Source organism: Pseudomonas sp. FYR_5 (assembly GCF_043106315.1).
In the GTDB taxonomy this organism is placed as follows: Bacteria; Pseudomonadota; Gammaproteobacteria; order Pseudomonadales; family Pseudomonadaceae; genus Aquipseudomonas; species Aquipseudomonas putida_Y.
Genome location: NZ_JBICMK010000119.1, coordinates 1 through 26,993, shown reverse-complemented (window position 1 = coordinate 26,993; position 26,993 = coordinate 1). Strand labels below are relative to the sequence as shown.

The following is a 26,993-nucleotide window of genomic DNA, read 5'->3' as shown; positions in this document are numbered from 1 at the left end:
CGCGCGCTTACAAGCAAAAGCAGAAGCAGAAGCAGAAGCAGAAGTAAATACAGAAACAGCGTTACTGTGCGAACGCCCGCCCCAACCCACCTGGTACACCGCTGCTGTCAGTTTCCTGCCACGGCCCATTCGGGCTCAACGACCAGCTCCAGCCGTTATCAAACCGATAGTAGGTACGCTGCCGGTAGAAGGTATTGGGCTGCTTCTCCAACACATATACACCCAGCCTGGGATCCCAGTGGCTTGCCCCGCCAGGCGGTGGCGCAAAGCTGGCCGAGGTACGCGGCATGGGCTTGGGTATCGCCGCCGGCTTGCTCGGCTGAGTGGCAGGCTGCCCGCCCGGCAAGGGCTTGACCACCGGCCCCGATGGCGGCACACGCTCGATCGGTGGCGCGGGCTGCTCGTACGGCTCGTGCACCGTACACGCAGACAAACCCAGGGCCAGGGTAATCAGGGTCAGGCGGACGGTGCTGTGCATGGCAGTGCTCTCTTACTGGTCTGGAGTGTCGATGGTCAGGCGCTGGGTAGCCTGGGTGGCGCTAGACAACGGAGCACCCCGGCCAATCCACTCACCCTGGGTAGGCTGACCCGCGCGTGAAACACGTGCAACCAGTTGGACTTCAGCAAATTGCGACAGTTTCATCTGCGGCATCATCGCATCAGCATCAGACAATTCCACCTCGATCGGCAACTGCGCCACGGTCACCCGCTTGGCCGCCAGAGGCATCGGCGGGCCCTTGCTGGCGCGAGCGAAGATAAACACCGTGTCGTCCGGCTTGACCTTGTCCTTCAAGGCAGCCGCCAGTTCCACACGTACTTTCAGGCGAGCCGCCACAGGTGCAGGCTCGGCCTGCGCTGGCGCCCCACCCAGGCGCTCGGCGGCACGGTCGATCCCCCCCTGCAGGGCCGCTCGCGATGAATCACCTTCTGGCAACTGCGCCAGCAAGCGCTTCCAGTAGTCGATGGCTTCCTGATAACGCTCGCCTTCAAACGCAGCAATACCGCGCAGGCCCAGGCTGGTCACCTCGTTAGGGTCCGCCTTCAGCGCTTCGTCAGTCAGCGCCTGCAATTGCGGGCTCCACTGCTTGTTGGCGGCAAAGTACAGCGCCTGCGCCCACTGCCCCAGCAGCTCGGGCTGACGACCAGCCAGGGCCACGGCCCGTTCGAACGTGCGCGCGGCATCGGCCGGGCGCTGCTCGGCCATGTAGGCCCGGCCAAGGAAATACATGGCCTCGGCCGAATCCGGCTGGGCCTGCACCACGCGCTCAAGGCGCGTAGTCATTTCATCCATCGACTTGGGTGCCTCGGCAAATTCCTGGGTCAGCGCCACCTTGTCGGCCGCGCCAAAATGCAGGTACAGCCCCAGCGCCATCAGCGGTACCAGCACCGCAGCCAGCAGCGGCAGCGCCTTGCCCAAATGCCCCTGGCGCGGGGCCTCGGCGCCTTCGGTATCGGCCAGCAACTCGCGGGCAGCCTCGTCCCGGCCCTTGGCCATCTGCGCCTCATCGAGCACACCGGCGGCTTGCTGGGCCGCCAGTTCGGCGACGCGTTCCTGGTAGAGGGCCACGTTCAAGGCCGTGCGGTCTTCTTCCTGCTGGCGACGGCGGCCACGCAGGATCGGGAGCAGCAAAAAGCTGAGGGCAGCGAGCAGCAGAAGGCCCGCGCTAAGCCAGAATTCAATCATGGGTCTGTTCTTTTTCCAGCAGTTTGGCGAGACGCTCGCGTTCTTCGGCAGACAACTCATCGGTGCCTTGCGCAGCCGTGGCACGGCGCCGGCGCACGATCACCGCCAGCACCACGAAGCCACCGGCCAGCAAGATCCCCGGGCCAAACCACAGCAGCCAGGTACGCGCGCTGAGCGCCGGCTTGTAGCGCACGAAGTCGCCATAGCGATCGACCATGAAGTCGATGATCTGCTGGTTGCTCTGGCCTTCGCCGAGCATGCGGAAGATTTCCCGGCGCAGGTCGGCAGCAATCGGCGCGTTGGAGTCGGCAATATCCTGGTTCTGGCACTTGGGGCAGCGCAGTTCCTTGGTCAACTGTTGGTAACGCTCGCGCTCGGCCTCGTCGCGAAACTGGTAGGTGTCGATAGCCGCCTTGGCCACACCGGCCAGGCTCATGCCCAGCACCGCAGCTGCCAGCCAGCGCTTCATGGCTTGGCCTCGTCGATCAGGCCCTGGTACAACGGCGCCAGTTGTTCACGCCAGACCGTGGCATCAACGATACCCACGTGCTTGTAGCGGATGATGCCCTTGGCGTCTATCAGGAAGGTTTCCGGCGCCCCATACACCCCAAGGTCCAGGCCCAGGCTGCCCTGCTCGTCACGAATATCCAGCTGGTAGGGGTTGTGGAACTCGGCCAGCCACCTCTGCGCGGCGGCGTTGTCATCCTTGTAGTTGACCCCATGGATCACCACACCCTGCCGTGCCAGCTGGTTCAGGTACGGATGCTCGACCTTGCATGATGGACACCAGGTGGCCCACACATTGACCAGTGCCGGGCGACCCTGCAAGTCAGCCTGAGTCAGAGTGCGGTCCCCCTGTGTCGAAGCCAGGGAAAACACCGGGAACGGTTTGCCGATCATTGCCGAAGGCAGCTCGTCGGGCTTGAGGAAAAGCCCCTTGTAGAGGAACACCGCCACCAGCAGGAACACTGCAAGGGGCACCACCATGATCCAACGCTTCATGCAGCTGCTCCAGACACGCCCAGGACATCACGCACCCGGGTCTTGACCTTGACGCGGTAGCGCCGGTCGAGGGCCGCCAGCAACCCGCCCAGGCCGGTCAGCAGACCGCCCAGCCAGATCCAGCGAACGTAAGGCTTAATATGTACGCGCACAGCCCAGGCGCCATTCTCCAGTGGCTCACCAAGCGCAACGTACAGGTCTCGGGTAAAGCCGGCGTCGATGCCCGCTTCGGTCATCATCGACTGTTGCACGGTGTACAGGCGCTTCTCCGGGTGCAGTGTGGTCACTTCACGACCCTCGCGGCTGACCACGATGGTGCCCTTGTCAGAGATGAAGTTCGGCCCCTCGAAGTGCTTGGCGCCCTGGAACAGGAAGTGGTAGCCACCCAGCTCCACACTTTCGCCCGGCGCCATGCGCAGGTCGCGTTCGGCGCTGTTGTTGCTGGACAGCACCACGCCCAGCGCGCACACCGCCAGGCCCAAGTGCGCCAGTTGCATGCCCCAGTAGCTGCGCCCCAGGCCCGGCAAGCCTTTGATCAGGCCCTTGTGGCGGGTCTTGTCGAAAATGTCACGCAGCCCGCCAAGCACTACCCAAGACGCCAGGGCGAAGGCCGTCAGCGTCGGCCAATCGAAGTCGTCGACGATAAAGCCGGCAACCGGAGCAAGGATGGCACTGCCGATCAACACTGGGGTCATCATGCTGGCCAGCCATTTGCCCGGGGTGTCCTTCCAGCGCACCACCACGCCCACGCTCATCACCACCATCAGCAGCGCCATCAACGGCAGGAACAAGGCGTCGAAGTAGGGCGGGCCGACCGATAGCTTGGCACCGGTCAGGGCATCGAGCACCAGCGGGTACAGGGTACCGAGCAGAATCATCGAAGCCGCCACCACCAGCACCAGGTTGTTGGCCAGCAGCAGCGTTTCACGCGACCACAGGGCGAAACCGACCTGGCTCTTGACCACCGGTGCACGCAGTGCGAACAGCGTGAGCGACCCGCCGACCACGAACAGCAGGAAAAACAGGATGAAAATACCGCGCGACGGGTCGGCGGCAAACGCGTGCACCGAGGTCAGCACGCCGGAACGCACCAGGAAGGTACCCAGCAGGCTCAGCGAGAATGCGGCAATTGCCAGCAGCACGGTCCAGCTCTTGAACACCCCGCGTTTCTCGGTCACCGCCAACGAGTGGATCAGTGCCGTGCCCACCAGCCAAGGCATGAACGAGGCGTTTTCCACCGGGTCCCAGAACCACCAGCCACCCCAGCCCAGTTCGTAGTAGGCCCACCACGATCCCAAGGTGATGCCAATACCCAGAAAAGCCCAGGCGACGATGGTCCACGGCCGCGACCAGCGCGCCCAGGCAGCGTCCAGCCGGCCGCCCAGCAAGGCGGCGATGGCGAAGGCGAAGGCCACCGAAAAGCCCACGTAGCCCATGTAGAGCATGGGTGGGTGAACGATCAGGCCAAAGTCCTGCAGCAGCGGGTTGAGGTCACGGCCATCAGTCGGCACCTGCGGCAGCAGGCGCTGGAACGGGTTGGAAGTAATGATCAGGAAGCTCAGGAAGCCCACGCTGATCATGCCCATTACCGCCAGCACGCGGGCCAGCATGACCTGCGGCAACTGCCGGGAGAACACCGACACAGCAAAGGTCCAGCCGCCGAGGATCAGCGCCCAAAGCAGCAGCGAACCCTCATGGGCGCCCCACACCGCACTGAACTTGTAGTACCAGGGCAAGGCGCTGTTGGAGTTGCTGGCCACATAGGCGACCGAGAAGTTGTCTGTCATGAAGGCATGGGTCAGGCAGGCAAAGGCAAACGCCAGGAAGACGAACTGCCCCCACGCTGCCGGCCGCGCCAGGCTCATCCATAGGCTGTCGCCACGCCACGCGCCAAGCAGCGGCACACTGGCCTGCACGACGGCAAAGCAGATCGCCAGAATCATCGCCAACTGGCCCAGTTCGGGAATTACCAGTGCTGCGTTCATGGCTTGGCCTCTACGCCGGTAGCGGCCTGGCCGCTTTCCTTCAACGCCTTGGTGACCTCGGGCGGCATGTATTTCTCGTCGTGCTTGGCCAGCACTTCATCGGCTACCACCACACCTTCGCCGTTGAGCTTGCCAAGGGCGACGATGCCCTGCCCTTCGCGGAATAGATCGGGGAGGATGCCGCGGTAGGTGATGGGTACCGACTTGTTGAAGTCGGTAACCACGAAACGCACGTCCAACGAGTCGGCCGAGCGCTGAACCGAGCCTTTCTCGACCATGCCGCCAGCGCGAATGCGCGTGTCCAGCGGCGCTTCGCCGTTGGCGATCTGGGTCGGTGTATAGAACAGGTTGATGTTCTGCTGCAATGCGCTCAAGGCAAAGCCGACGGCAACCCCGACGCCGACCAGCAGGCCGACGATGAGCAACAGGCGTTTCTTGCGCTGCGGATTCACTGGTTGTTCTCCCGGCGCAAACGGCGCGCCTCTTCTTGCAAATAGCGACGACGGGCCAGCAGTGGCGCACCAACGTTCAGCGCCAGCACCGCCAGGCAGATGCCATAGGCCGACCACACGTACAGGCCATGGTGGCCCATGGCGAGAAAGTCACCGAAAGTGGCAAAGCTCATTGTGCGGCCCTCCGCCCCAGGCTGTTCAATACTTCGTCCCTGACCCAACTGGCGCGTGCTTCGCGCTTGAGCACTTCAAGGCGCATGCGCAGCAGCAGTACGGCGCCGAAGAAACAGTAGAAACCCAGCGCCGTGCACAACAGCGGCAGCCACATTTCGGCCGGCATCGCCGGCTTTTCGGTAAGGGTGAAGGTGGCGCCCTGGTGCAGGGTGTTCCACCACTCCACCGAATACTTGATGATCGGGATATTCACCACACCGACAATCGCAAGCACCGCACAGGCCTTGGCCGCACTGTCACGATTACTGATCGCCTGGCCCAGCGCAATAATGCCGAAGTACAGGAACAGCAGGATGAGCATGGACGTAAGGCGGGCATCCCACACCCACCAGCTGCCCCAGGTCGGCTTGCCCCAGATGGCGCCGGTAACCAGCGCCACGGCGGTCATCCAGGCGCCGATGGGTGCGGCACATTGCAGGGCGACGTCGGCCAGTTTCATCTTCCACACCAGCCCCACCACCCCGGCCACCGCCAGCAGCACATAGCAGGACTGCGCCAGCATCGCCGCCGGCACATGGATATAGATGATGCGGAAGCTGTTGCCCTGCTGGTAGTCCTGGGGGGCGAAGGCCAGGCCCCAGGTGATGCCGACCAGCAGCAGGAGCACGGCAGCACCGGCCAGCCACGGCAGCATGCGGCCGCTGATGGCATAGAACCATTTCGGGGAGCCCAGCTTGTGGAACCACGTCCAGCTTATTTTCATCAGGGTACATCCAGGGTATTTGCCGGGCTTGAGAGCCCGGGACTCGTTATTCGCCGACGCTGATCTTCAGGCCGGCCGCTATCGCAAAGGGTGCCAGGGTAACGGCCAGGGCCGTCAGACTGGCGAGCCAGAGCAGATGGCCGGTTGCCGGCATATTTTGCAACGCCGCTTGCAACGCACCACTGCCCAGGATCAATACAGGGATATACAACGGCAGAATCAGCAACGCCAGTAACAAACCTCCGCGTTTAAGGCCGACTGTCAGCGCCGCGCCCACCGCGCCCAGCAAGCTCAATACCGGCGTACCCAGCAGCAGCGAACCGAGTAGCACCGGCAGGCAATGGCTTGGCAGCCCCAGCATCAGTGCCAGCAGTGGCGCCAACAATACCAGCGCCAGCCCGGAAAAGATCCAGTGCGCCAGCACCTTGGCCAGCACCAGCAGCGCCAGTGGGTGCGGCGACAGCACCCACTGCTCCAGCGAGCCGTCTTCGAAATCGCTGCGGAACAGGCCGTCCAGCGACAACAACACGGCCAGCAGCGCTGCCACCCAGACCAGGCCCGGCGACAAAGTTTGCAACAATTGGCTTTCCGGGCCGACCGCCAGCGGGAACATGGCCACGACGATGGCGAAGAACACCAACGGGTTGGCCAGTTCGGCCGGGCGACGGCACAGCAGGCGCGCTTCGCGGCGCAGCAACAAAATGAATACGCTCATGCAGCCCATTGCCCCAGGTTCAGTTCACGGTAACCGGAGGGCTTGCGTTCCAGTGTGTGGTGAGTCGTCAGCACCACCGTGCCGCCCTGCTCGCAGTGGGCTGCCAGGTGCGCTTCAAGCTGCGCCACGCCTTGCTTGTCGAGCGCGGTGAACGGCTCGTCGAGAATCCAGAGCGGCGGACTAGCCAGGTGCAGCCGGGCCAGGGCCACACGGCGCTGCTGACCGGCTGACAGGGTATGGCAGGGGACGTCTTCGAAACCGCGCAGGCCAACAGCCTCCAGCGCCGCCCAGATCGCCTCGCGGCTGGCCGGCTGGTGCAGGGCGCACAGCCAGGTGAGGTTTTCCTCGGCGGTGAGCAAGTCCTTGATACCAGCGGCGTGGCCGATCCACAGCAGTGCGCTGGCCAGGGCATGTCGCTGTTCGGCCAAGGGCTTGCCACCCAGCAGAATCTGCCCGGCCGTCGGCTGCATCAGCCCGGCCAGCAAGCGCAACAGGCTGGTCTTGCCACTGCCGTTGGGGCCACTGATCTGCAGCATGTCGCCGGCGCCCAGCTCGAAATCGAGCTGCTCGAACAGCAGGCGCCAGTCGCGCTCGCAGGCCAGGCCCGCGGCTTGGAGGTGAAGGGTCACGGTTTCGCCTTATCTTTAGTAGGGCTTTGGCGCGGCGTCGCCTGTTTCGCGGGTGAACCCGCTCCTACAGGTTCGGCGCAGTACTCGGATACCGCACAGAACCCTGTAGGAGCGGGTTCACCCGCGAAGCAGCCAACACCGCTCCAAAGCCCTTGTGTCTCAAGTCGCCCCGCGCGCTGCCGTTATACTGGCAACCACGGGCGCTCGGCATTATTACACGCGCCGCCGCGCTGCCAAGAGGCCGGGCTCGACAGGTTGTATACAATCATGACTGAAATCAATAGTCTCGGCGCACAAAACGCGATCAACAGCCAAGCCATGAAGGCAGGCATGACCGGCGAACTGCTGCGCCTGATCCAGGCGCAGCCCGGTCTACTGGCCCCTGGCGAAACCGCGCAAGCCGAGGTCGTATCGTTGCGCCAGACCGGCCAGGACTTTCAGTTGGTGCTACGGCTGATGCAGGCCAACGGCATACAGACCCAGCTACAGGCCAACGCTAGCCAGCCGCTGCCCCAAGGCAGCCAGATCACCGTCAGCCAGACCGAAAGCAATCGCCTGGCGATCATGCTGCAACAGGCCAGCGCCAGCCAGGTCGCCACCCTCACCCAACTGGACACCAGCAAGGTGCCGGTCGGCACCTTGTTGCAAGGCAAGGTCCTGACCAACCAGCCGCTGGCCCAGGAACCCGGCCAACCGGCCGTGTACCGAGCGCTGGTCAGCCTGCTCAACAGCGCCCAGGCCGGTGCCACACTGAGCATCGACAGCCCGCGTCCACTGGCCATTGGCAGCCTGCTCAGCGCCCTGGTGCAGGGCGACCAGTCATTGCGCTTCGTGCCACTCAGCGGCAGGCAGGACCAACTCAGCATTGCCCAACAGCTGCTGACCCAACAAAACCGCCAAGCCTCGCTGCCCGGCCTGCTCAACGCCCTGCAACAGCTCACCCGCGACCCCGGCGTCGATGGCGACCTGCGCGCCAGCGCCGAACGCCTGCTGGCCGGCCTGCCGGACGCCCGACAACTGGGCGACGCCAAGGCAGTGGCCCAGGCCCTGAACAACAGCGGCAGCTTTCTCGAAGCGAAGCTGCTGAGTGGGTCCACCGCCAGCATCGCCACCGACCTCAAGGCGCATTTGCTGCGGCTGATGGACCAGGCCCCTGCCCTTCCGGCGGGCGCCACAAATCTCAACCCCGCCAGCCTGGCCGTGACCATGCCGGCACTGGCGCGCAGTGCACTGGGCATGCTCGAGCGGGTCAGCCCCAAGCCGCAGCCGGGGGCGTTCCCGTTACCGTCGCGCCTGCTCAAGGCCCTGGAGGACGAAGGCGACCTGCAACAGTTGCTGCGCCTGGCTGCTGCTGCCGTTTCACGCTTGCAGAGCCACGCCATGAGCAGCCTGCAACAGACCGGCACGCTGGAGAACGGCAACCTGCAGACCACCTGGCAAACCGAAGTGCCGATCCGCCACGGCCAGGAGTTCATCCCGCTGCAAGTCAAACTGCAACGCGAAGAAACCCCGCAACAACAAGCCGACCGCCAATATAAAGCCCAAGACCCTCGGCAAGCCCTGTGGCGCATCGAGCTGGCCTTTGACCTGTCCCCGCTCGGCCCCCTGCAAGTACAGGCGCAACTGAGCCAGGGCCGTTTGAGTGGGCAGCTATGGGCGGAGCGCGAGCAGACCGCGCGCTTGATCGACACCCAGCTCGGCGCGCTGCGCGAGCGCCTGCTGGCCCGGGGCCTGGAAGTCGGCGACCTGGAGTGCTACCCGGGCATTCCGCCGCTGGGGCCACGCACACGAATGGAACAACGCTGGGTGGACGAAACCGCATGAGCCACACGACACCACGCCAAGCCATAGCGCTGAACTACGACGGCCATCAGGCACCGACCCTCACCGCCAAGGGCGACGGGGAACTGGCCGAGGCCATCCTTGCGCTCGCCCGCGAACACGAAGTGCCGATCTACGAAAACGCCGAGCTGGTGCGCCTGCTGGCGCGGCTGGAGCTGGGCGATCAAATACCCGAGGCGCTGTACCTGACCATTGCCGAGATCATCGCCTTCGCCTGGCAACTGCGCGGCAAGGTACCTGCGGGTTTCGATGATGCGCCTCCGGAAGAGCACGATATCACCCCGCCATTGCCCCTGCTGCCCGGCACTGGCCGGTAACTATCTACCACCCCCTCCCCCACCATGCGCCCAACCTTGTCGGTCTCCCACGTACAAGGTGACCGTCATGATCGACAGCAGAATCAACGCCCAAGGTGTGCAGTTCGTAGTAGACCATCTGGCCAACATCCCACGTCCGGACCGCGAAGCCAATCGCTTGATCCGGCAGTGGCTCGCCGGGCAAGGTGTGCATATCGACCCCGATCGCGTCGATGTGGTCACCCTGCACTACCGGCCGGATGAGCAAGGCTATGTGGCAGCGGTCCAGCAGACCCAGAGCATGACCCAGGCGCTGCTGGGCAACTGGCAAGGGGAGTCCGATAACAACCTCATCGGCGCACTGTTCGCCAACCCTTGGGCAGGCACCTTCCCCCAAGGGCCGTTGAAGCTGGTCGATCGCCTGCCAACGCTGGGCTTTGGCCATCAGGGCGCGGCCTTCGAGGTGTATAACGGCCTGTTCCAGCGATCGTCCCCCGCCCGCTACGATGCTTCGACCCACGTTCAGGTTCCGGCTGAAGCCTTCCAGCGGTTCATAGAAGCGCTGGACTTTCACCAGCCGTTCAAAGCCATGCTCGACGCTTACTGGCAGGAGCATCAGGACAGTCACCGCCTGGCCAGCAAGCTCAATTTCATCGCCGCCTGCAACGCCCAGGTCAGCCGAGGCAGCCTGAGCGATGCCGCCAGAACGCTGGCATGGCAAGCCGCTGGCCTGATGCCGCGGCGGCGCAAGGTAAGGGTGAGCACACTGAGCATCTATGGCTACGCGGCCACCGACCTGCTGTACATCAATGCCCCCGACAGCGATCTGACCCTGCTGTACATGCCAGGCAACAGCTCACCCTTGCTCGAATTCGCCAGCGAAAACCTGCTCAAGGACTGGGTGGGCGATCAGTGCAAGGACCCCGCCCGACGCGAGGCACTCAAACAACATTTCAGGCTCGCCGACCGTCCTCAGGGCCTCGATTTCAGCGGCCTGGACACCGCGCTAGAGGGCCTTGGCGACTATCCAAACCGGCACCGGCTGCCGCCTGAACATGGTTATTTCAACGATGATGGTGTCTGGCCCCCTAGAACCTACGTGAACTACAAACCTGGCAAATACAACCCCAAACTGACCGGGGATATGTTCGCAGCCCTGACCGAGCGCCAGCGCCAGCGCAGCTACGATGATGCCGATTTTGTCATCACCACCGATAGCCAGGTTACCAAAGCCAGATGGCGAGGCTACCTCACCAACACGCTCAACCTGCTGGCGCCACTGTGCCTGGTGGTGCCGGGGCTGGCGCCATTGCTGGCAGTCGGTGGCATTGCCCAGTTGGGCCTGGGCCTGGATCAGGTGATCAACGGCCACAGCCTGAAAGCCAAACAGGACGGGGTTGGCGACATCGCCTGGGGGCTGTTCAACGCCGCACCGCTGGCAACGGAGGGCACGGCAGGCATCAAGGCCCTGTTCGAGTTCAAAAGCGATGGTTTTGTCATGCCGCGCGAGGTCAACGGGCAGCTCGGCTACCCGCTGAGCCCGATCCGTCCACCACGGCTTCCCGAGCCAGAAGGCGTGGAGTATTTCCACAACCACGAGCCGATTACACCGCTTGACGAAGGCGACCCGGCTGTTGCCGGCGCGGTGATTCGCTTGCCCCACTACGATGGCGAACTGGACGACCTGGAATGCAGCATCGAAACCTACAATGCACGCGTGGTCTATGACCTGGAGCGCGACGCATTCATCATCAAGGGAACCGTCAACGAGGTCGAGCCGCAAGCCTACATCGCAGTACCTGGCAGCCGTGACCTTGTCGCGCTCGACAGGCAGCGCCCAGTCACCGACGCCATGCGCACCCGCACCTTGCGCGCGCTGGGTGTGGACCTGCCACTGCCAGTAAACATTCCGACACCGGCGCCGGACAGCGCCCCCATCCCCAAACTTATCTCCAGCCTCTGGGTCGGCGACAAAGTCATAAGCGAGCCATTGCTGGCCAACCTTGCCGCCAACGCCGCGCGCCTGAGCGACAGTGAATACAGCATGCGCCTGTTTCTGTCGAAGGCTTCGCCTACCGCCTACGAACAGAACGCAAGACTATTGGCAGCCCGGGCGCCAGGGCTGCAGGTATTGCCGCTAGAAGAGCAAGGCTTCTTCCGGGCCTTCCGCCAGAGCCGCTATTACGCACAGTACGAGGCAGCGCTGGATGGCAACGGTGGCATCGCCACCAATTACGCGTCTGCGACCGATGTGCTGCGCTACCGGATGCTGCACCATGAGGGCGGGCTATACATGGACGTAGACGATTTCCTGCTGCCGGACGGCAAGGGCGAAACGATCGATCAGGTCGAGCTGCGCACCCCAGCCGATGGGCTGCTGCTGCCACCGCCAATGTCCAACGAGAAAATGAGCATGAATTGCCTGTACAACACCAGCCTCATGGGTAGCCACCCCGGCAACCCGCTGCTGGATGCGATCTCCGACGAAATGCTCGCACGTTACCAGACCCATGCAGACTTCTACGAAAGCCGACCGAGCCTGGAACAGGACCCGAGCGGTTTCTACCGCTATGCCAATACGCTCAGCTATCTCACCGGGCCGGCGCTGCTCACCGAAGTGGTCGATCGCCATCTACCCGGGCTGCGGACCCTGCGCCAGATCATCAACCTGCACACCATGCCACGCGTCAACACCTATCCATTCATCGACCCTTCGCAAGCCAATACAGCCCTGAGGCAACTGCTGCCCCTGAACCGATTCGCCGGCGTCGGCGGCAACCATTCCTGGGTTCGCAACTGAAATGAACAGCGGGTACCGAACGGGCCCGGCGGCACCTTTCAGATCGAGCGTCGCGTGGACGTCGCTCGATTTCCCAGGCGACGAACCTGCTGCCAAGGATACCTGCCAGCCCCAATCAAGGAGCCCGGTACACCTTGCTCATCAACTCCGCCTCGGCCTGGGTCAGGCCGCAGCTCTGGGTCAACTCATCGATACTCGCCCCCATCCCCACCAGCTTGGCCGCCTGGCTGAAGGTAACGTTGCTCGGGTCGCGCTGTTCGAGGCGCTCCAGCCGGTCCGGCAGGGTGGCCACCGCCGCACGCAGCTCATGGATGGCCTCCCCCATGCGCACGGTACCGTTCTGGTAGTCATCCAGACGCTTGGCCAAGTCCTTGATGCGCTGGTCACGCAGCGCATCGCCCTCGGCCTGCTGCGCAGCCAGCTCGCGCTGGCGCTTGCTGTAGTTGAGGAAAAACCACAGGCTCAGCGCCCAGGCCAGCGCCAGGAAGATGACAGCAACCTCTAGGATCAACTCAGATGTTCTCCAGCTCGGACCACTCTTCCTCGGTCATCATCTTGTCCAGTTCGACCAGGATCAGCAGCTCGCCATTCTTGTTGCACACGCCCTGAATGAACTTGGCCGACTCTTCGTTACCCACGTTCGGCGCAGTCTCGATTTCGGACTGGCGCAGGTAAACCACTTCGGCCACGCTGTCGACCAGAATGCCGACCACTTGCTTGTCGGCTTCGATGATGACGATACGGGTGTTGTCGGTCACTTCGGTCGGCATCAGGCCAAAACGCTGACGCGTGTCGATCACCGTCACCACGTTACCGCGCAAGTTGATGATGCCCAGCACGTAGCTCGGCGCGCCCGGCACCGGGGCGATCTCGGTGTAGCGCAGTACTTCCTGCACCTGCATCACATTGATGCCGTAGGACTCGTTGTCCAGACGGAAGGTAACCCACTGCAGGATCGGATCTTCGGAACCTTGTGCAGACGACTTTTTCATTCCCCTACCCTCAAAATCCGCCGTTGGCGGTATGTTCTGTGTCATTTCTGGTTGGCGTGCATCTGCTTGACCGCACCGCTGGCGATCAGCTCGGCCAGTGCGGCGACGTCGAGCAGTGCACACATGTGTTCGATTACGGTACCGGCCAGCCACGGGCGCTGGCCACGCTGGCTGCGCCACTTGATCTCCGACGGGTCCAGGCGCAGCGAACGGCTGACCTGATGCACCGCCAGCCCCCATTCGTAGCCCTGCACCGAAATCACGTACTGCAGGCCCTGGCGAAAATCATCGCGGTAACGGTCGGGCATTACCCAACGCGCAGTGTCCAGCACCTTCAGGTTGCCAGCCTGGCAGGTCAGGATGCCGAGGAACCAGTCGGGCTGGCCGAACAGTGGCGTCAGTTCCTGGCCAGCCAGGGTGTAGATCGAGCCCAGGCACACCAACGGCACCGCCAGGGTCAAGCCGGCAACATCGAACAGCAGGCACTCGAACGGCTCGGCCGCCCACGCCGGACGACCCTCTACAGTGGCCGGAGGCACGGGCAGGTTGGGCGCCGGCAGATACACATCGACCAGCGGCACAGCCGGTTCCACGGTTTGCTCTTCGACCAGTACCGGAATGGTGGCTTCGGCCACGATCTCCTGCTCGACCACCGCCACCACCGGGGCTTGCACCGGCATCACGCTGGGCAGTACCGCCAGCCGGGGCTCGGCGAACGGCCGGGCAAGGCTGGCGGCGGCTTCGGCGGGCTCAGGCCGGGCCGGCTGCCGGGCATCGCGTGCCTGCTCCTCGCGCACCGCCTCGGCGAACTCATCCGCCACTGCCGGCGGCTCGCTCTGGTCTTCGGCCTCGGTGGCCTCCTGCAGCAGGCCGTCCAGGTACGATTGCAGGGCCATCTGGGGTCGGGTGCTGGTTTGCCGGGTTTGAGTCATCAGGCCACCTGCACTGCGTTCTTGTAGGTGAGCAGGTGCTTGAGCAACGCCCTGTAGGCGATCAACCCACGGCTCTTGCTGTCGAACTGCGAGGGCGTGACGCCCTTGCGACTGGCATCGCGCAGGCGCGTATCCACCGGAATGTAACCCTGCCATACATGCTGCCCGTAAGTGTCACGTAGCAGCTTGAGGGTGCCCAGCGACGCCTGGGTACGACGGTCGAACAGGGTTGGCACGATCTGGTACGGCAGCGCCTGCTTGCGCGAACGGTTGACCATGGCCAAGGTGCCGACCATGCGCTCCAGGCCCTTCACCGCGAGGAATTCGGTTTGTACCGGGATCACCAGCTGCTGGCTGGCGGCCAGGGCATTGACCATCAGCACACCCAGCAAGGGTGGGCTGTCGATCAAGGCATAGTCGAAATCCTGCCACAGTTGCGCCAGACTCTTGGCGATTACCAGGCCCAGGCCATTCTGCCCTGGTGACTGGCGCTCCAGCACCGCCAGCGCGGTACTCGACGGCAACAGCGAAATGCGCTCATCGCTGGTGGGCAGCAGCAGTTGCCCGGGCAAGCCTTCGGGCACCGCCCCCTTGTGCAGGAACAGGTCGTAGCAGCTGTGCTCCAGGGCATCCGGGTTATGCCCGAAGTAGCTGGTCATCGAGCCGTGCGGGTCGAGGTCGACGACGACCACGCGCTTGCCGGCCTCGGCCAGCAGGCCGGCCAGGGCAATGGTAGTGGTGGTCTTGCCGACGCCACCTTTTTGATTGGCTACTGCCCAGACTCTCATCAAGCAAACTCTATCCATTGATTTGGCAGGGACACTGTAGATACAACTGTCATGCGCAAAACTTCAAAGCTTGCACGCCCCTCTGTGGGAGCGGGCAAGCCCGCGAATACCGGCGCAGCCGGTGCCATTCACCGAGTCGCTGGCTTCGCGGGCATGCCCGCTCCCACAGGGGACGGCGGCACATTCAAAATCGTGTTCGTATCAGCGACGGGGAATTGACGAATCACTGCCCCGCCACTGTTGCTGGCGTTGCTGGTGCACTTTGTGTGCCAGCCCGGCGCAATGCGGCATCCGGTGTGGCATTGGCGCTGCCCGAGCCTGTCAGGCTGCGGCGCACTTCCAGGTTACGGGAAATCACCAGCACCACCCGACGATTGCGTGCGCGCCCTTCGGCGGTATCGTTGCTGGCCACCGGCTGGTACTCGCCGTAGCCCACCGAAGCCATGCGCGCCGGGTTGACGCCCTCCATGGCCAGCAGCCGCACGATGCTGGCCGCGCGCGCCGAGGACAACTCCCAGTTGGTGGGGTACTGCGCGGTGCGGATCGGCAGGTTGTCGGTGAAGCCTTCGACGTGCACCGGGTTGGCGAACGGCTTGAGGATGCTGGCCACCTTCTCGATGATCGCAAACGCCTTGTCACTGGGCATCGCATCACCACTGCCAAACAGCAGCGACGAATTGAGCTCGATCTCGACCCACAGTTCGTTGCCGCGCACAGTCATCTGGTCGCTTTTGATCAGGTCGCCAAAGGCATCGCGCACGTCATTGCTGATGGTTTTCAACGGGTCGGTATTGGTCGCCGCCAGGCCCGCTTCGGTCTGCTCGCTGTCTTTGACCAGCGGTTCGGCCGGGCGCACGCTCAGCGGCTGCTCATCGCCAATCGGGATCGGCTTCATGCTGCGCTCGGGGTCGTTGAATACCCCGAGCAAGGCCTGAGAAATAACCTTGTACTTGCCCTCGTTGATCGAGGAAATCGAATACATCACGACGAAAAAGGCGAACAGCAACGTGATGAAGTCGGCGTACGACACCAGCCAGCGCTCGTGGTTTTCGTGTTCCTCGGTATGACGACGGCGACGCATGGGTTACTCCATGAAGCCTTGCAGCTTCAGCTCGATCGAGCGCGGGTTTTCACCTTCGGCAATCGACAGCAGGCCTTCGAGCAGCATTTCGCGGTAGCGCGACTGACGCATGACGATGGCCTTGAGCTTGCTGGCGACCGGCAATAGCACAAGGTTGGCACTGGCCACACCGTAAATGGTGGCGACAAAGGCCACGGCAATGCCATTGCCCAGTTGCGACGGGTCGGCCAGATTGCCCATCACGTGGATAAGGCCCATGACCGCACCGATGATGCCGATGGTCGGCGCATAGCCGCCCATGCTTTCGAATACCTTGGCTGCCTGGATGTCACGGCCTTCCTGGGTAAGGAAGTCGACCTCGAGGATGCTGCGGATGGCTTCCGGCTCGGCGCCGTCCACCAGCAGTTGCAGGCCCTTGCGCGCATACGGGTCGGGTTCGCTGTCCGCTACCCCTTCCAGGCCGAGCAGGCCTTCTTTGCGAGCGGTCAGGCTCCAGTTCACCACGCGGTCGATGCCGCCCGCCAGGTCGACCCGTGGAGGAAACAGGATCCAACGCAAAATCTGCAAGGCACGCTTGAACGACGACAGCGGCGACTGCAACAGCGCCGCCGCCAGAGTGCCACCCAGTACAATCAGAGCCGCCGGGCCATTGACCAGAGCACCGACATGACCACCTTCAAGGAAGTTGCCACCGACGATGGCAACGAAAGCCAGGATCAAACCGATCAGGCTGAGGACGTCCATCAGACGCACGCCTCCACCAGGTGCTTGCCGATTTCGTCCAGGCTGTACACGGCATCAGCCAAATTGGCCTTGACGATGGCCATGGGCATGCCATAAATCACGCAGCTGGCTTCATCCTGGGCCCACACTGTGCTGCCCCCCTGCTTGAGCAGGCGCGCGCCTTCGCGGCCATCGGCGCCCATGCCGGTGAGCACTACCGACAACACCTTGTCACCATACGACTTGGCCGCCGAACCGAAGGTGATGTCCACGCAGGGTTTGTAGTTCAGACGCTCGTCGCCGGGCAGGATCTTCACCGTACCACGGCCATCGATCATCATCTGCTTGCCACCGGGGGCCAGCAGGGCCAGGCCCGGGCGCAGCATGTCGCCGTCTTCGGCTTCCTTGACGCTGATGCGGCACAGCTTGTCCAGGCGTTCGGCAAACGCTTTGGTGAAGGCCGCCGGCATGTGCTGGATCAGCACGATCGGCGCCGGGAAATTGGCTGGCAATTGGGTCAGTACCCGCTGCAACGCCACTGGCCCCCCCGTGGAGGTACCGATGGCCACCAGTTTATAGGGCTTGCGCTTGGGTGCCGGCGACTGCGAGGCCGCCGGTGTCGGGGCCGCTGCACGGGCAGGCGCAGCCGGGCGCGCCTGCGCCTGGCTGGTGAAGGTGCTGGCCGGCGCTGGCGCGGCGACCGGCGCCGTTCGCGCATAGCTGCCTATCCGGCGGTTGCTGCGCGAAATGGTGTGCACCTTCTCGCACAGCAGTTGCTTGACCTTGTCAGGGTTGCGCGAGATGTCCTCGAAGTTTTTCGGCAGGTAGTCCACTGCGCCGGCATCCAGCGCGTCGAGGGTGACACGGGCGCCTTCATGGGTCAGCGACGAGAACATCAACACGGGCGTCGGGCAGCGCTGCATGATGTGCCGCACTGCGGTAATGCCATCCATCATGGGCATTTCGTAGTCCATGGTGATGACATCGGGCTTGAGCGCCAGCGCCTGGTCGATTGCTTCCTTGCCGTTGGTCGCGGTTCCCACTACCTGGATCGTTGGATCCGCCGAGAGGATTTCCGAGACACGGCGGCGGAAGAAACCAGAATCATCCACCACCAGGACCTTGACTGCCATAAACACTCCATTAGGCGGCGCAACCCGCAGGGCGCGCCACCGAAATCAAATACGCCGCGCGGCGTAACGCTTGAGCATGCTCGGAACGTCGAGAATCAACGCGATGCGACCGTCGCCAGTGATGGTGGCCCCGGACATGCCCGGGGTGCCCTGCAGCATCTTGCCCAGCGGCTTGATGACCACTTCTTCCTGGCCAACCAGTTGGTCGACGACAAAGCCGATGCGCTGAGTGCCGACCGACAGAATCACCACGTGGCCCTCGTGCTGCTCTTCGTGCACCTGCCCCTGGACCAGCCAGCGTTTGAGGTAGAACAGCGGCAGCGCCTTGTCGCGCACGATCACCACTTCCTGGCCGTCGACCACGTTGGTGCGCGACAGGTCGAGGTGGAAGATCTCGTTGACGTTGACCAGCGGGAAGGCAAACGCCTGGTTGCCCAGCATCACCATCAGGGTGGGCATGATCGCCAAGGTCAGCGGCACCTTGATGACGATCTTGGAGCCCTGGCCCTTGGCCGAGAAAATGTTGATCGAGCCGTTGAGCTGGGAGATCTTGGTTTTCACCACGTCCATGCCCACGCCACGCCCGGACACATCGGAAATCTCGGTCTTGGTCGAGAAGCCCGGGGCGAAGATCAGGTTGTAGCAGTCCGACTCGCTCAGGCGCTCCGCGGCGTCCTTGTCCATCAGGCCCTTTTCCACGGCCTTGGCACGCAGGATGTTCGGGTCCATGCCCTTGCCGTCGTCCGAGATCGACAGCAGGATGTGGTCACCTTCCTGTTCGGCCGATAGCACTACGCGGCCGGTACGCGCCTTGCCAGAAGCTTCACGCTCGGCGGGCATCTCGATACCGTGGTCGACAGCATTGCGCACCAAGTGCACCAGCGGGTCGGCCAAGGCTTCTACGAGGTTCTTGTCAAGGTCGGTCTCTTCGCCGACCAGCTCCAGGTTGATCTCTTTCTTCAGCTGGCGCGCCAGGTCGCGTACCAGGCGCGGGAAGCGGCCGAAGACTTTCTTGATCGGCTGCATGCGGGTTTTCATCACCGCAGTCTGCAGGTCGGCGGTGACCACGTCGAGGTTGGACACGGCCTTGGACATGGCCTCGTCGCCGCTGTTCAGGCCCAGGCGCACCAGGCGGTTACGCACCAGCACCAGCTCGCCGACCATGTTCATGATCTCGTCCAGGCGCGCGGTATCGACGCGCACCGTGGTTTCTGCTTCGCTGGCGGCATGCTTTTCGGCGGCCGGGGCTGGCGCGCGAGGCGCCGCGGCAGGTTTGCTGGCCGGCGAAGGCGCTGGCGCGGCGGCTGGCTTGGCCACCGGCTGGCTTTCGGCCTTGGCGGCAGCCGGCGCTTGCGCCTGGGCAGCAGCCGGGGCTTCTACAGCGGCAACATCGCCACCGAACTTGCCCTTGCCGTGCAACTGGTCCAGCAGGGCTTCGAATTCGTGCTCGCTGATTTCATCGCTGGCTGCGCTGCTGTCTGGCACGGCAGGTGCTGGTGTCTGGGCGGCTGGCAAGGCATCGACCTGGAAGGTGCCCTTGCCATGCAGTTGGTCGAGCAGCGATTCGAATTCGGCGTCGGTGATCTCATCACTGGTCGCTTCGCTGCTGACGGCAACCGGCGGCGCCGCAACCTCGACACTGAACTGGCCCTTGCCGTGCAACTGGTCGAGCAGCGACTCGAACTCGGCGTCGGTGATTTCATCACCAGCGCCACTGACAGTCTCGCCCTGCATCTGCTCGTCGGCCGCTGCTTGCGCCTTGACCGCATCGAGCGAATCGAGCAACTGCTCGAACTCGCTGTCAGTGATGTCCTGGTGCTGCTCTTCGGCCTCGGCCGGAGCCGCAACCGCCACGTCGGCAACCGGGGCCGGCGGCGGCGCTGCAACAGCTTCGGCTGCGCCAGGTTCGGCCAGGCGCGCCAACGCTGCCAGCAGCTCGGGGGTGGCCGGCGTCACTTCAGCACGCTCGCGCACCTGGCCAAACATGCTGTTGACCGTATCCAGTGCCTCGAGCACCACATCCATCAGTTCCGCATCGACCCGGCGCTCACCTTTGCGCAGGACGTCGAACACGTTCTCGGCGATATGGCAGCACTCCACCAGCTCGTTCAGCTGAAGGAAGCCGGCGCCCCCTTTTACAGTGTGGAAACCGCGAAAGATCGCATTGAGCAGGTCGGCATCGTCAGGCCGGCTTTCCAGCTCGACCAGTTGCTCGGACAATTGCTCAAGAATTTCGCCGGCTTCTACCAGGAAATCCTGGAGGATTTCTTCATCGGCGCCGAAGCTCATCAAACGTGCTCCTTAAAAACCAAGGCTGGACAGCAGATCATCGACATCGTCCTGACCGGACACGACGTCTTCACGCTTATCGGCATGAATCTGCGGACCTTCACCCCGAGTCGGATGTTTTTCTCGATCTTTTTCTGCACGCAATTGATCGTGATCATGGTTTATACCGGCAAAGCGGTCGACCTGGCTGGCCATCAGCACCAGCTTGAGCAGGTTGCTTTCCACCTCGGTCACCAGTGTGGTGACGCGCTTGATCACCTGGCCGGTCAGGTCCTGATAGTCCTGGGCCAGCAAAATGTCATTGAGGTGCCCGGAAACCTTGCGGTTACCCTCAGCGCTATGCGTCAGGAAACTGTCGACTCGCTTGACCAGATCACGAAATTCCGGCGCAGCCACTTCGCGGCGCATGAAGCGCTGCCAGTCGGTGCTCAGGGCCTTGGCCTCGCTGGCCAGCTCATTGAGCACTGGTGTGCTTTCCTCGACCAGGTCCATGGTGCGGTTGGCCGCGCCTTCGGTGAGCTTGACCACGTAAGACAGGCGCTCGGTGGCGTCGGTGATCTGCGACACCTCTTCTGCCTGCGGCATGGTGGGGTCGATCTGGAAACTGACGATGGCGCTGTGCAACTCGCGAGTCAGCTTGCCGACTTCCTGATACAGGCCGCGGTCGCGGGTCTGGTTCAACTCGTGAATCAGTTGCACCGCCTCGCCGAAACGGCCCCGCTCCAGGCTTTCGACCAACTCCTGGGCATGCTTCTTCAGGGTCGATTCGAACTCGCCCAAAGACGTTTGTGATGAATCCATGACGCGCCCCCCGTAACGTGACTCAGCCGTTGACGCGTTCGAAGATCTTCTCGATCTTCTCTTTGAGCACCTGAGCGGTGAACGGCTTGACCACATAACCATTGACGCCGGCTTGGGCCGCTTCAATGATCTGGTCGCGCTTGGCTTCAGCGGTCACCATCAACACCGGCATGCTTTTCAGCTTGTCGCTGGCACGCACTTTACGCAGCAGGTCGATGCCGGACATGCCCGGCATGTTCCAGTCGGTCACCAAGAAGTCGTAGTGACCGTTTTCCAGCATTGGCAACGCCGTGGTGCCGTCATCGGCTTCATCGGTGTTGGTGAAACCCAGGTCACGCAACAGGTTCTTGATGATCCGCCGCATCGTCGAAAAGTCGTCAACGATGAGGATTTTCATGTTCTTGTCCAATTAGACCTCCAAGCAGTCTCAAACGCGCTCGGCCTACCGAGCACGCACTCATTCAATTCGGTACAACGTGGAAAACGACTGCAACGACAGCGGGCTCAACGCGCCCGCCATTCCCCCAGGCGGCTGCGCAGGCGCGCGGCACACTGGCTGTGCAACTGGCTGACCCGCGACTCGCTGACCCCCAGCACCTCACCAATCTCCTTGAGGTTCAGCTCTTCGTCGTAGTACAGCGCCAGCACCAGACGCTCACGCTCCGGCAGGTTGGCGATAGCCTCGGTCAGGGCAGCCTGGAAGCGCTCCTCCTCCAGCCCGCGCGCAGGTTCGACCTGGCCACTGGCGCCATCCTCATGCAGCCCTTCGTGCTCGCCATCCTGCAACAGGTCGTCGAAGCTGAACAGGCGGCTGCCCAGGGTATCGTTCAAGATCCCGTAGTAATCATCGAGACTCAATTGGAGTTCGGCAGCAACTTCATGATCTTTAGCGTCACGGCCTGTTCTGGCTTCTACTGCACGCATGGCATCACTGACCATACGAGTGTTGCGGTGCACCGAACGCGGTGCCCAGTCACCTTTGCGCACTTCGTCCAGCATGGCGCCGCGGATGCGGATACCCGCGTAAGTCTCAAAGCTGGCGCCCTTGCTGGCGTCGTATTTGTTGGCCACTTCCAGCAGGCCGATCATGCCGGCCTGGATCAGGTCCTCGACCTGTACGTTGGCCGGCAAGCGGGCCAACAGGTGGTAGGCGATGCGCTTGACCAGCGGGGCGTAGCGTTCGATCAGCTCGTACTGGGCATCCTTCGCCGCCCGGCTGTACATCTTGAAACCGCTGGCGTTCATAGTACGGGTCCCGCGCTGGTGGGTTGCACCAAGCGCTCGACAAAGAACTCCAGATGACCGCGCGGGTTGGCCGGCAGCGGCCAGCTGTCGACCTTCTGCGCAATCGCCTTGAAGGCCAGTGCACACTTGGAGCGGGGGAAGGCTTCGTAGACGGCACGCTGCTTCTGCACCGCCTTGCGCACGCATTCGTCGTAAGGCACGGCACCCACGTACTGCAGGGCAACGTCAAGGAAGCGATCGGTGACCTTGGTCAGCTTGGCAAACAGGTTACGCCCTTCCTGCGGGCTCTGCGCCATGTTGGCCAAGACACGGAAACGGTTCATGCCGTAGTCGCGGTTGAGCAGCTTGATCAACGCGTAGGCATCGGTAATCGAGGTAGGTTCATCACACACCACCAACAGCACTTCCTGGGCGGCACGAACGAAGCTGACCACCGAGTCACCAATACCCGCAGCAGTATCGATCACCAACACATCGAGGTTGTCACCGATTTCGCTGAACGCCTGGATCAGCCCGGCGTGCTGGGCCGGGGCCAGGTGCACCATGCTCTGGGTGCCCGAGGCTGCCGGCACGATGCGCACACCACCAGGGCCCTGCAGCATCACGTCACGCAGCTCGCAACGCCCTTCGATGACATCGGCGAGGGTACGTTTGGGGGCAAGGCCCAGCAACACGTCGACATTGGCCAGGCCCAGGTCGGCGTCCAGCAACATGACCCTGCGGCCAAGCTCGGCCAGCGCCAGGGACAAGTTCACTGAAACGTTAGTCTTGCCGACGCCACCTTTGCCACCGGTCACGGCGATCACCTGTACGGGATGCATGCTACCCATGTCTGTTCTTTACCTTGTCTCGCTGGGACTCAGGCCACACGTAGGGCAATTCTGCGTGCCCCTTGGCATAGCGACTTTGCACACGCTTCATGGTCAACCCGCTCGCCGTGGGTTGTGATAGAGATCAGCGAACATGTCGGCCATGGCCTCTTCGCTGGGCTCGTCCTGCTGCTGCACATTCACGGCCCGCGTGACCAACTGGTGGCCCCGCGGCAGGTGCAGGTCGTCAGGAATGCGTGGGCCATCGGTAAGATAGGCCACTGGCAGTTCATGACTGATGGCAAGGCTCAACACATCGCCAAGGCTTGCCGTTTCATCGAGCTTGGTCAGGATGCAACCGGCCAGGCCACAGCGCTTGTAGCTGTGGTAGGCGGCGGTCAGCACCTGCTTCTGGCTGGTGGTGGCCAGCACCAGGTAGTTCTTCGCGGCAATGCCACGCCCGGCCAGGGTTTCCAGTTGCATGCGCAGCGCAGGGTCGCTGGCCTGCAGGCCGGCAGTATCGATCAGCACCACGCGCTTGCGCAGCAGCGGCTCCAGCGCTGCTGCCAGCGACTGGCCCGGGTCGACGTAAGTCACCGGCACGTTGAGGATGCGGCCCAGGGTCTTGAGCTGCTCCTGGGCGCCGATACGGAAGCTGTCCATGCTCACCAGCGCCAGGTTCTGCGCGCCGTACTTGAGCACGTAGCGCGCGGCCAGCTTGGCCAGGGTGGTGGTCTTGCCCATGCCCGCCGGGCCCACCACGGCGATCACCCCGCCCTCTTCGATCGGCTCGACTTCAGGTATTTCGATCATCCGCGCCAAGTGAGCCAGCAGCATGCGCCAAGCCTGGCGCGGCTCTTCGATCTCGGCGGTCAGGTCCAGCAACTCGCGGGCAATCGGCCCCGACAGGCCGATGCGCTGCAGGCGGCGCCAAAGGTTGGCCTGCTGCGGCTTGCTGCCCTGCAGCTGATTCCAGGCCAGTGAACCGAGTTGCACTTCCAGCAACTCGCGCAGGCCCGACAGTTCGGAACGCATGGCATCGAACAGGCGCGGATCAACCGGTGCAGCAACCGGTGCGGCGGCTGCCTCAGGGATATCGACGTGCGGCTCGACCAACGGTTCGGCAGCGGTCAAAGATTGCCCGGCGAACAATTGGCGGTTGTTGTCGCTGCTGTCCTGACGCTGGTCCAGCTCGGCCTGGGCACTGGCAATGCGCGTATGGGTCTTGCGCAGCTCTTGTTCCAGCTCGGCGTTGGGCACACGCGGGGCCAGGGCGGACAGCTTGTAGTCCAGCGCGGCCGTCAGTTCGACACCACCGGCAATGCGGCGGTTGCCAATGATCGCGGCATCGGCGCCCAGCTCGTCACGGACCAGCTTCATGGCCTGACGCATATCGGCGGCGAAAAATCGCTTAACTTGCATTATCCCCTACCTCAGCCGTTAGGGCCCACGGTGGCAACGATGGTGACTTGCTTGTTGTCAGGTATTTCCTGATACGCCAGAACATGCAAATTCGGTACAGCCAGGCGACCGAAACGCGACAACATGGCGCGGATCGGGCCGGCGACCAGCAGAATGGCCGGCTGACCCTGCATTTCCTGGCGCTGGGCCGCCTCGATCAGCGAACGTTGCAGTTTCTCGGCCATGCTTGGCTCCAGAAGAACACCGTCTTCCTGACCCTGCCCAGCCCTTTGCAGACTATTCAGCAAAATCTGTTCCAACCTTGGCTCCAGGGTAATCACTGGCAGCTCCGACTCAACGCCGACAATGCTTTGCACGATGGCGCGACACAATCCGACGCGCACCGCCGCCACCAGCGCGGCGGTATCTTGACTCTTGCCGGCATTGTTCGCGATGGCCTCGGCAATACTGCGAATATCGCGCACTGGCACCTGTTCAGACAACAGTGCTTGCAGCACCTTGAGCAGCCCCGACAAGGAAATGACACCCGGCACCAGCTCTTCTGCAAGTTTAGGCGATGCCTTGGCAAGTACTTGCAGCAGTTGCTGAACCTCTTCGTGGCCGATCAGTTCGTGGCAATGTTTCTGCAGGATCTGGTTGAGGTGGGTGGCCACCACGGTGCTTGCATCGACCACGGTGTAGCCCAGCGACTGCGCCTGCGAGCGCTGGCCAACGTCGATCCACACCGCCTCCAGGCCAAACGCCGGGTCGCGCGCGGCAATACCATTGAGGGTGCCGAACACCTGCCCCGGGTTGATCGCCAGCTCGCGGTCCGGATAGATCTCCGCCTCGGCCAGAATCACCCCCATCAGGGTCAGGCGATAGGCGCTGGGTTGCAGGTCGAGGTTGTCACGAATGTGCACGGTGGGCATCAGGAAACCCAGGTCCTGCGACAGCTTCTTGCGCACGCCCTTGATCCGCGCCAGCAACTGGCCACCCTGGTTGCGGTCGACCAGCGGGATCAGCCGATAGCCGACTTCCAGGCCGATCATGTCGATGGGGGTGACGTCGTCCCAACCCAGCTCCTTGGTTTCCAGCGCGCGCTGTGGCGAGGGCAGCAGGTCCTGCTGGCGCTGCGCCTCTTCCAGGGCTTTGACCTTGACCTGCTGCTGTTTCTTCCACACCAGGTAGGCGCCGCCACCGGCCAACAGGCCGAGGCTGAGGAACGCCACGTGCGGCATGCCCGGCACCAGCCCCATGACGATCATCAACGCGCCAGACACCGCCAGGGCCTTGGGCGAATCGAACATCTGCCGATTGATCAGCTTGCCCATGTCCTCGGAGCCCGACGCGCGGGTCACCATGATCGCGGCGGCAGTGGACAACAGCAGTGATGGCAATTGCGCCACCAAACCGTCACCGATGGTCAGCAAGGCGTACACCTTGCCGGCCTCCGTGAAACTCATGCCGTGCTGCATCATGCCGATCAATATGCCGCCGATCAGGTTGATGAAGAGGATCAGCAAGCCAGCGATGGCATCACCGCGCACGAACTTGCTGGCACCGTCCATCGAACCGTAGAACTCGGCCTCCTGCGCCACCTCGGCACGGCGGTGCTTGGCCTGGGCTTGGTCGATCAGGCCGGCATTGAGGTCGGCGTCGATGGCCATCTGCTTGCCGGGCATGGCGTCGAGGGTGAAACGCGCACTCACTTCCGAGATACGCCCGGCACCCTTGGTCACCACCACGAAGTTGATGATCATGAGGATGGCGAACACGACGGCACCGACCACGTAGTTACCACCGATCACCACCTCACCGAAGGCCTGGATCACTTTACCGGCAGCGCCGTGGCCCTCCTGGCCATGCAGCATCACCACACGGGTGGACGCGACGTTCAGGGCCAGGCGCAACAACGTGGCCACCAGCAGGATGGTGGGGAACGCGGCAAAGTCGAGCGGGCGCAGGGCGTATACACAGACCAGCAGCACCACGATCGACAGGGCGATGTTGAAGGTGAAGAACACGTCGAGCAGGAACGGCGGTATCGGCAACATCATCATTGCCAACATCACCAGCAGCAACAGCGGCACACCCAGGTTGCCCCGGCCGAGCCCGGCCAGGTTGTTACGGGCGTTGCTGATTAACTGAGTGCGATCCACCGCGAGTCCTCTTGATGCAAAACTTTGACGCCCAGGGGGCGCCTGGGCGTGGCTTTGCAAGAAGCCTTCCAACTTTGCATGGCGAGGGATTTATGTTGCTGGTACCGGCCCTTTCGCGGGTAAACCCGCTCCTACGACGGCCTGTGCCCAACCACCGACCTGCGCCCACCACCGTGGTAGGAGCGGGTTTACCCGCGAATACGGTGGCGGCGGCAACGGTGAACGGCGGGTGGAAATTGGCCAGCAGGACCGGCCCTTTCGCGGGTGAACCCGCTCCTACGACGGCCTGCGCCCA

The 26,993-nt window shown here is 63.1% G+C and carries 27 protein-coding genes; 3 read left to right on the top strand and 24 right to left on the bottom strand.

Features of this window, described 5'->3' with window-relative positions; genetic code table 11:
• Nucleotides 1–61 precede the first annotated feature (61 nt).
• From ACF8RA_RS24765 to ccmA, 10 genes are read right to left on the bottom strand one after another with little or no spacing between them, the layout of a single operon-like run.
• Nucleotides 62–478 carry a hypothetical protein gene (locus ACF8RA_RS24765; RefSeq protein ID WP_176685429.1) on the bottom strand — a complete coding sequence of 139 codons (417 nt, stop codon included), beginning with the start codon at nt 476–478 and terminating at the stop codon, nt 62–64.
• Between the two features lie 12 nt (nt 479–490).
• Nucleotides 491–1,684, bottom strand: coding sequence for a c-type cytochrome biogenesis protein CcmI (gene ccmI / locus ACF8RA_RS24760; protein WP_392461845.1), 1,194 nt, complete (start codon nt 1,682–1,684; stop codon nt 491–493).
• On the bottom strand, nt 1,677–2,153 hold the full coding sequence (locus ACF8RA_RS24755; protein WP_176685427.1) for a cytochrome c-type biogenesis protein: 477 nt from the start codon (nt 2,151–2,153) through the stop codon (nt 1,677–1,679). Before ACF8RA_RS24755 ends, ccmI begins: the two co-directional genes overlap by 8 nt.
• A complete protein-coding gene (locus tag ACF8RA_RS24750) occupies nt 2,150–2,686 on the bottom strand; it encodes a DsbE family thiol:disulfide interchange protein (RefSeq protein ID WP_209967349.1) in 537 nt (178 codons plus the stop codon). Before ACF8RA_RS24750 ends, ACF8RA_RS24755 begins: the two co-directional genes overlap by 4 nt.
• Complete coding sequence (locus tag ACF8RA_RS24745) at nt 2,683–4,671, bottom strand: heme lyase CcmF/NrfE family subunit (RefSeq protein WP_176685425.1); 1,989 nt, start codon at nt 4,669–4,671, stop codon at nt 2,683–2,685. The genes ACF8RA_RS24750 and ACF8RA_RS24745 overlap by 4 nt, the downstream gene beginning before the upstream one ends.
• Nucleotides 4,668–5,123: a cytochrome c maturation protein CcmE gene (ccmE, locus tag ACF8RA_RS24740; protein ID WP_176685424.1), complete on the bottom strand. Its 456-nt coding sequence runs from the start codon at nt 5,121–5,123 to the stop codon at nt 4,668–4,670. Before ccmE ends, ACF8RA_RS24745 begins: the two co-directional genes overlap by 4 nt.
• Complete coding sequence (gene ccmD, locus ACF8RA_RS24735; RefSeq protein WP_003254380.1) at nt 5,120–5,296, bottom strand: heme exporter protein CcmD; 177 nt, start codon at nt 5,294–5,296, stop codon at nt 5,120–5,122. Before ccmD ends, ccmE begins: the two co-directional genes overlap by 4 nt.
• Nucleotides 5,293–6,060 (bottom strand): heme ABC transporter permease, encoded by a 768-nt coding sequence (locus ACF8RA_RS24730; RefSeq protein WP_010955058.1) that lies wholly within the window; start codon nt 6,058–6,060, stop codon nt 5,293–5,295. The genes ccmD and ACF8RA_RS24730 overlap by 4 nt, the downstream gene beginning before the upstream one ends.
• Nucleotides 6,061–6,106: 46 nt before the next feature.
• Nucleotides 6,107–6,784, bottom strand: a complete 678-nt coding sequence (gene ccmB, locus ACF8RA_RS24725) for a heme exporter protein CcmB (protein WP_021785206.1) — start codon at nt 6,782–6,784, stop codon at nt 6,107–6,109.
• On the bottom strand, nt 6,772–7,404 hold the full coding sequence (ccmA, locus tag ACF8RA_RS24720) for a cytochrome c biogenesis heme-transporting ATPase CcmA (protein WP_176685423.1): 633 nt from the start codon (nt 7,402–7,404) through the stop codon (nt 6,772–6,774). The genes ccmB and ccmA overlap by 13 nt, the downstream gene beginning before the upstream one ends.
• A 267-nt stretch (nt 7,405–7,671) precedes the next feature.
• Here ccmA and ACF8RA_RS24715 point away from each other — a divergent pair, with 267 nt between their 5' ends.
• The 3 genes from ACF8RA_RS24715 (at nt 7,672) to ACF8RA_RS24705 (ending at nt 12,342) form a co-directional block, all read left to right on the top strand.
• The gene (locus ACF8RA_RS24715; RefSeq protein ID WP_392519668.1) at nt 7,672–9,228 is read left to right on the top strand and encodes a flagellar hook-length control protein FliK; all 1,557 of its coding nucleotides are present in this window, start codon (nt 7,672–7,674) and stop codon (nt 9,226–9,228) included.
• A complete protein-coding gene (locus ACF8RA_RS24710) occupies nt 9,225–9,563 on the top strand; it encodes an EscU/YscU/HrcU family type III secretion system export apparatus switch protein (RefSeq protein WP_176685421.1) in 339 nt (112 codons plus the stop codon). The genes ACF8RA_RS24715 and ACF8RA_RS24710 overlap by 4 nt, the downstream gene beginning before the upstream one ends.
• A 67-nt stretch (nt 9,564–9,630) precedes the next feature.
• On the top strand, nt 9,631–12,342 hold the full coding sequence (locus tag ACF8RA_RS24705) for a dermonecrotic toxin domain-containing protein (protein ID WP_392519667.1): 2,712 nt from the start codon (nt 9,631–9,633) through the stop codon (nt 12,340–12,342).
• 115 nt (nt 12,343–12,457) lie between these two features.
• On the opposite strand, the gene ACF8RA_RS24700 is transcribed toward ACF8RA_RS24705, so the two are convergent.
• The 14 genes from ACF8RA_RS24700 to flhA form a co-directional block, all read right to left on the bottom strand.
• Complete coding sequence (locus ACF8RA_RS24700; protein WP_010955062.1) at nt 12,458–12,853, bottom strand: DUF2802 domain-containing protein; 396 nt, start codon at nt 12,851–12,853, stop codon at nt 12,458–12,460.
• A gap of 1 nt (nt 12,854) precedes the next feature.
• Entirely contained in the window at nt 12,855–13,334 is a 480-nt protein-coding gene (locus tag ACF8RA_RS24695; RefSeq protein ID WP_003254393.1) for a chemotaxis protein CheW, read from the bottom strand.
• A gap of 41 nt (nt 13,335–13,375) precedes the next feature.
• Nucleotides 13,376–14,266: a CheW domain-containing protein gene (locus ACF8RA_RS24690; RefSeq protein WP_392461851.1), complete on the bottom strand. Its 891-nt coding sequence runs from the start codon at nt 14,264–14,266 to the stop codon at nt 13,376–13,378.
• Nucleotides 14,266–15,054: a ParA family protein gene (locus ACF8RA_RS24685; protein ID WP_176685418.1), complete on the bottom strand. Its 789-nt coding sequence runs from the start codon at nt 15,052–15,054 to the stop codon at nt 14,266–14,268. Before ACF8RA_RS24685 ends, ACF8RA_RS24690 begins: the two co-directional genes overlap by 1 nt.
• Nucleotides 15,055–15,277: 223 nt before the next feature.
• Nucleotides 15,278–16,135, bottom strand: a complete 858-nt coding sequence (motD, locus tag ACF8RA_RS24680; protein WP_392519666.1) for a flagellar motor protein MotD — start codon at nt 16,133–16,135, stop codon at nt 15,278–15,280.
• Nucleotides 16,136–16,138: 3 nt separating this feature from the next.
• Nucleotides 16,139–16,879: a flagellar motor protein gene (locus ACF8RA_RS24675; RefSeq protein ID WP_003254399.1), complete on the bottom strand. Its 741-nt coding sequence runs from the start codon at nt 16,877–16,879 to the stop codon at nt 16,139–16,141.
• Nucleotides 16,879–17,991 carry a chemotaxis response regulator protein-glutamate methylesterase gene (locus ACF8RA_RS24670; RefSeq protein ID WP_209967357.1) on the bottom strand — a complete coding sequence of 371 codons (1,113 nt, stop codon included), beginning with the start codon at nt 17,989–17,991 and terminating at the stop codon, nt 16,879–16,881. The genes ACF8RA_RS24675 and ACF8RA_RS24670 overlap by 1 nt, the downstream gene beginning before the upstream one ends.
• A gap of 45 nt (nt 17,992–18,036) precedes the next feature.
• On the bottom strand, nt 18,037–20,280 hold the full coding sequence (locus tag ACF8RA_RS24665; protein WP_176685415.1) for a chemotaxis protein CheA: 2,244 nt from the start codon (nt 20,278–20,280) through the stop codon (nt 18,037–18,039).
• Between the two features lie 12 nt (nt 20,281–20,292).
• Complete coding sequence (locus tag ACF8RA_RS24660; RefSeq protein ID WP_176685414.1) at nt 20,293–21,081, bottom strand: protein phosphatase CheZ; 789 nt, start codon at nt 21,079–21,081, stop codon at nt 20,293–20,295.
• Between the two features lie 22 nt (nt 21,082–21,103).
• On the bottom strand, nt 21,104–21,478 hold the full coding sequence (locus ACF8RA_RS24655) for a chemotaxis response regulator CheY (protein WP_010955070.1): 375 nt from the start codon (nt 21,476–21,478) through the stop codon (nt 21,104–21,106).
• Nucleotides 21,479–21,585: 107 nt separating this feature from the next.
• On the bottom strand, nt 21,586–22,326 hold the full coding sequence (gene fliA, locus ACF8RA_RS24650; protein ID WP_003254406.1) for an RNA polymerase sigma factor FliA: 741 nt from the start codon (nt 22,324–22,326) through the stop codon (nt 21,586–21,588).
• Nucleotides 22,323–23,156: a flagellar synthesis regulator FleN gene (gene fleN / locus ACF8RA_RS24645; RefSeq protein WP_021785193.1), complete on the bottom strand. Its 834-nt coding sequence runs from the start codon at nt 23,154–23,156 to the stop codon at nt 22,323–22,325. Before fleN ends, fliA begins: the two co-directional genes overlap by 4 nt.
• Before the next feature lie 93 nt (nt 23,157–23,249).
• Nucleotides 23,250–24,557 (bottom strand): flagellar biosynthesis protein FlhF, encoded by a 1,308-nt coding sequence (flhF, locus tag ACF8RA_RS24640; RefSeq protein WP_392461854.1) that lies wholly within the window; start codon nt 24,555–24,557, stop codon nt 23,250–23,252.
• Nucleotides 24,558–24,568: 11 nt separating this feature from the next.
• Nucleotides 24,569–26,698 (bottom strand): flagellar biosynthesis protein FlhA, encoded by a 2,130-nt coding sequence (flhA, locus tag ACF8RA_RS24635; protein ID WP_176685412.1) that lies wholly within the window; start codon nt 26,696–26,698, stop codon nt 24,569–24,571.
• Nucleotides 26,699–26,993: the final 295 nt, after the last annotated feature.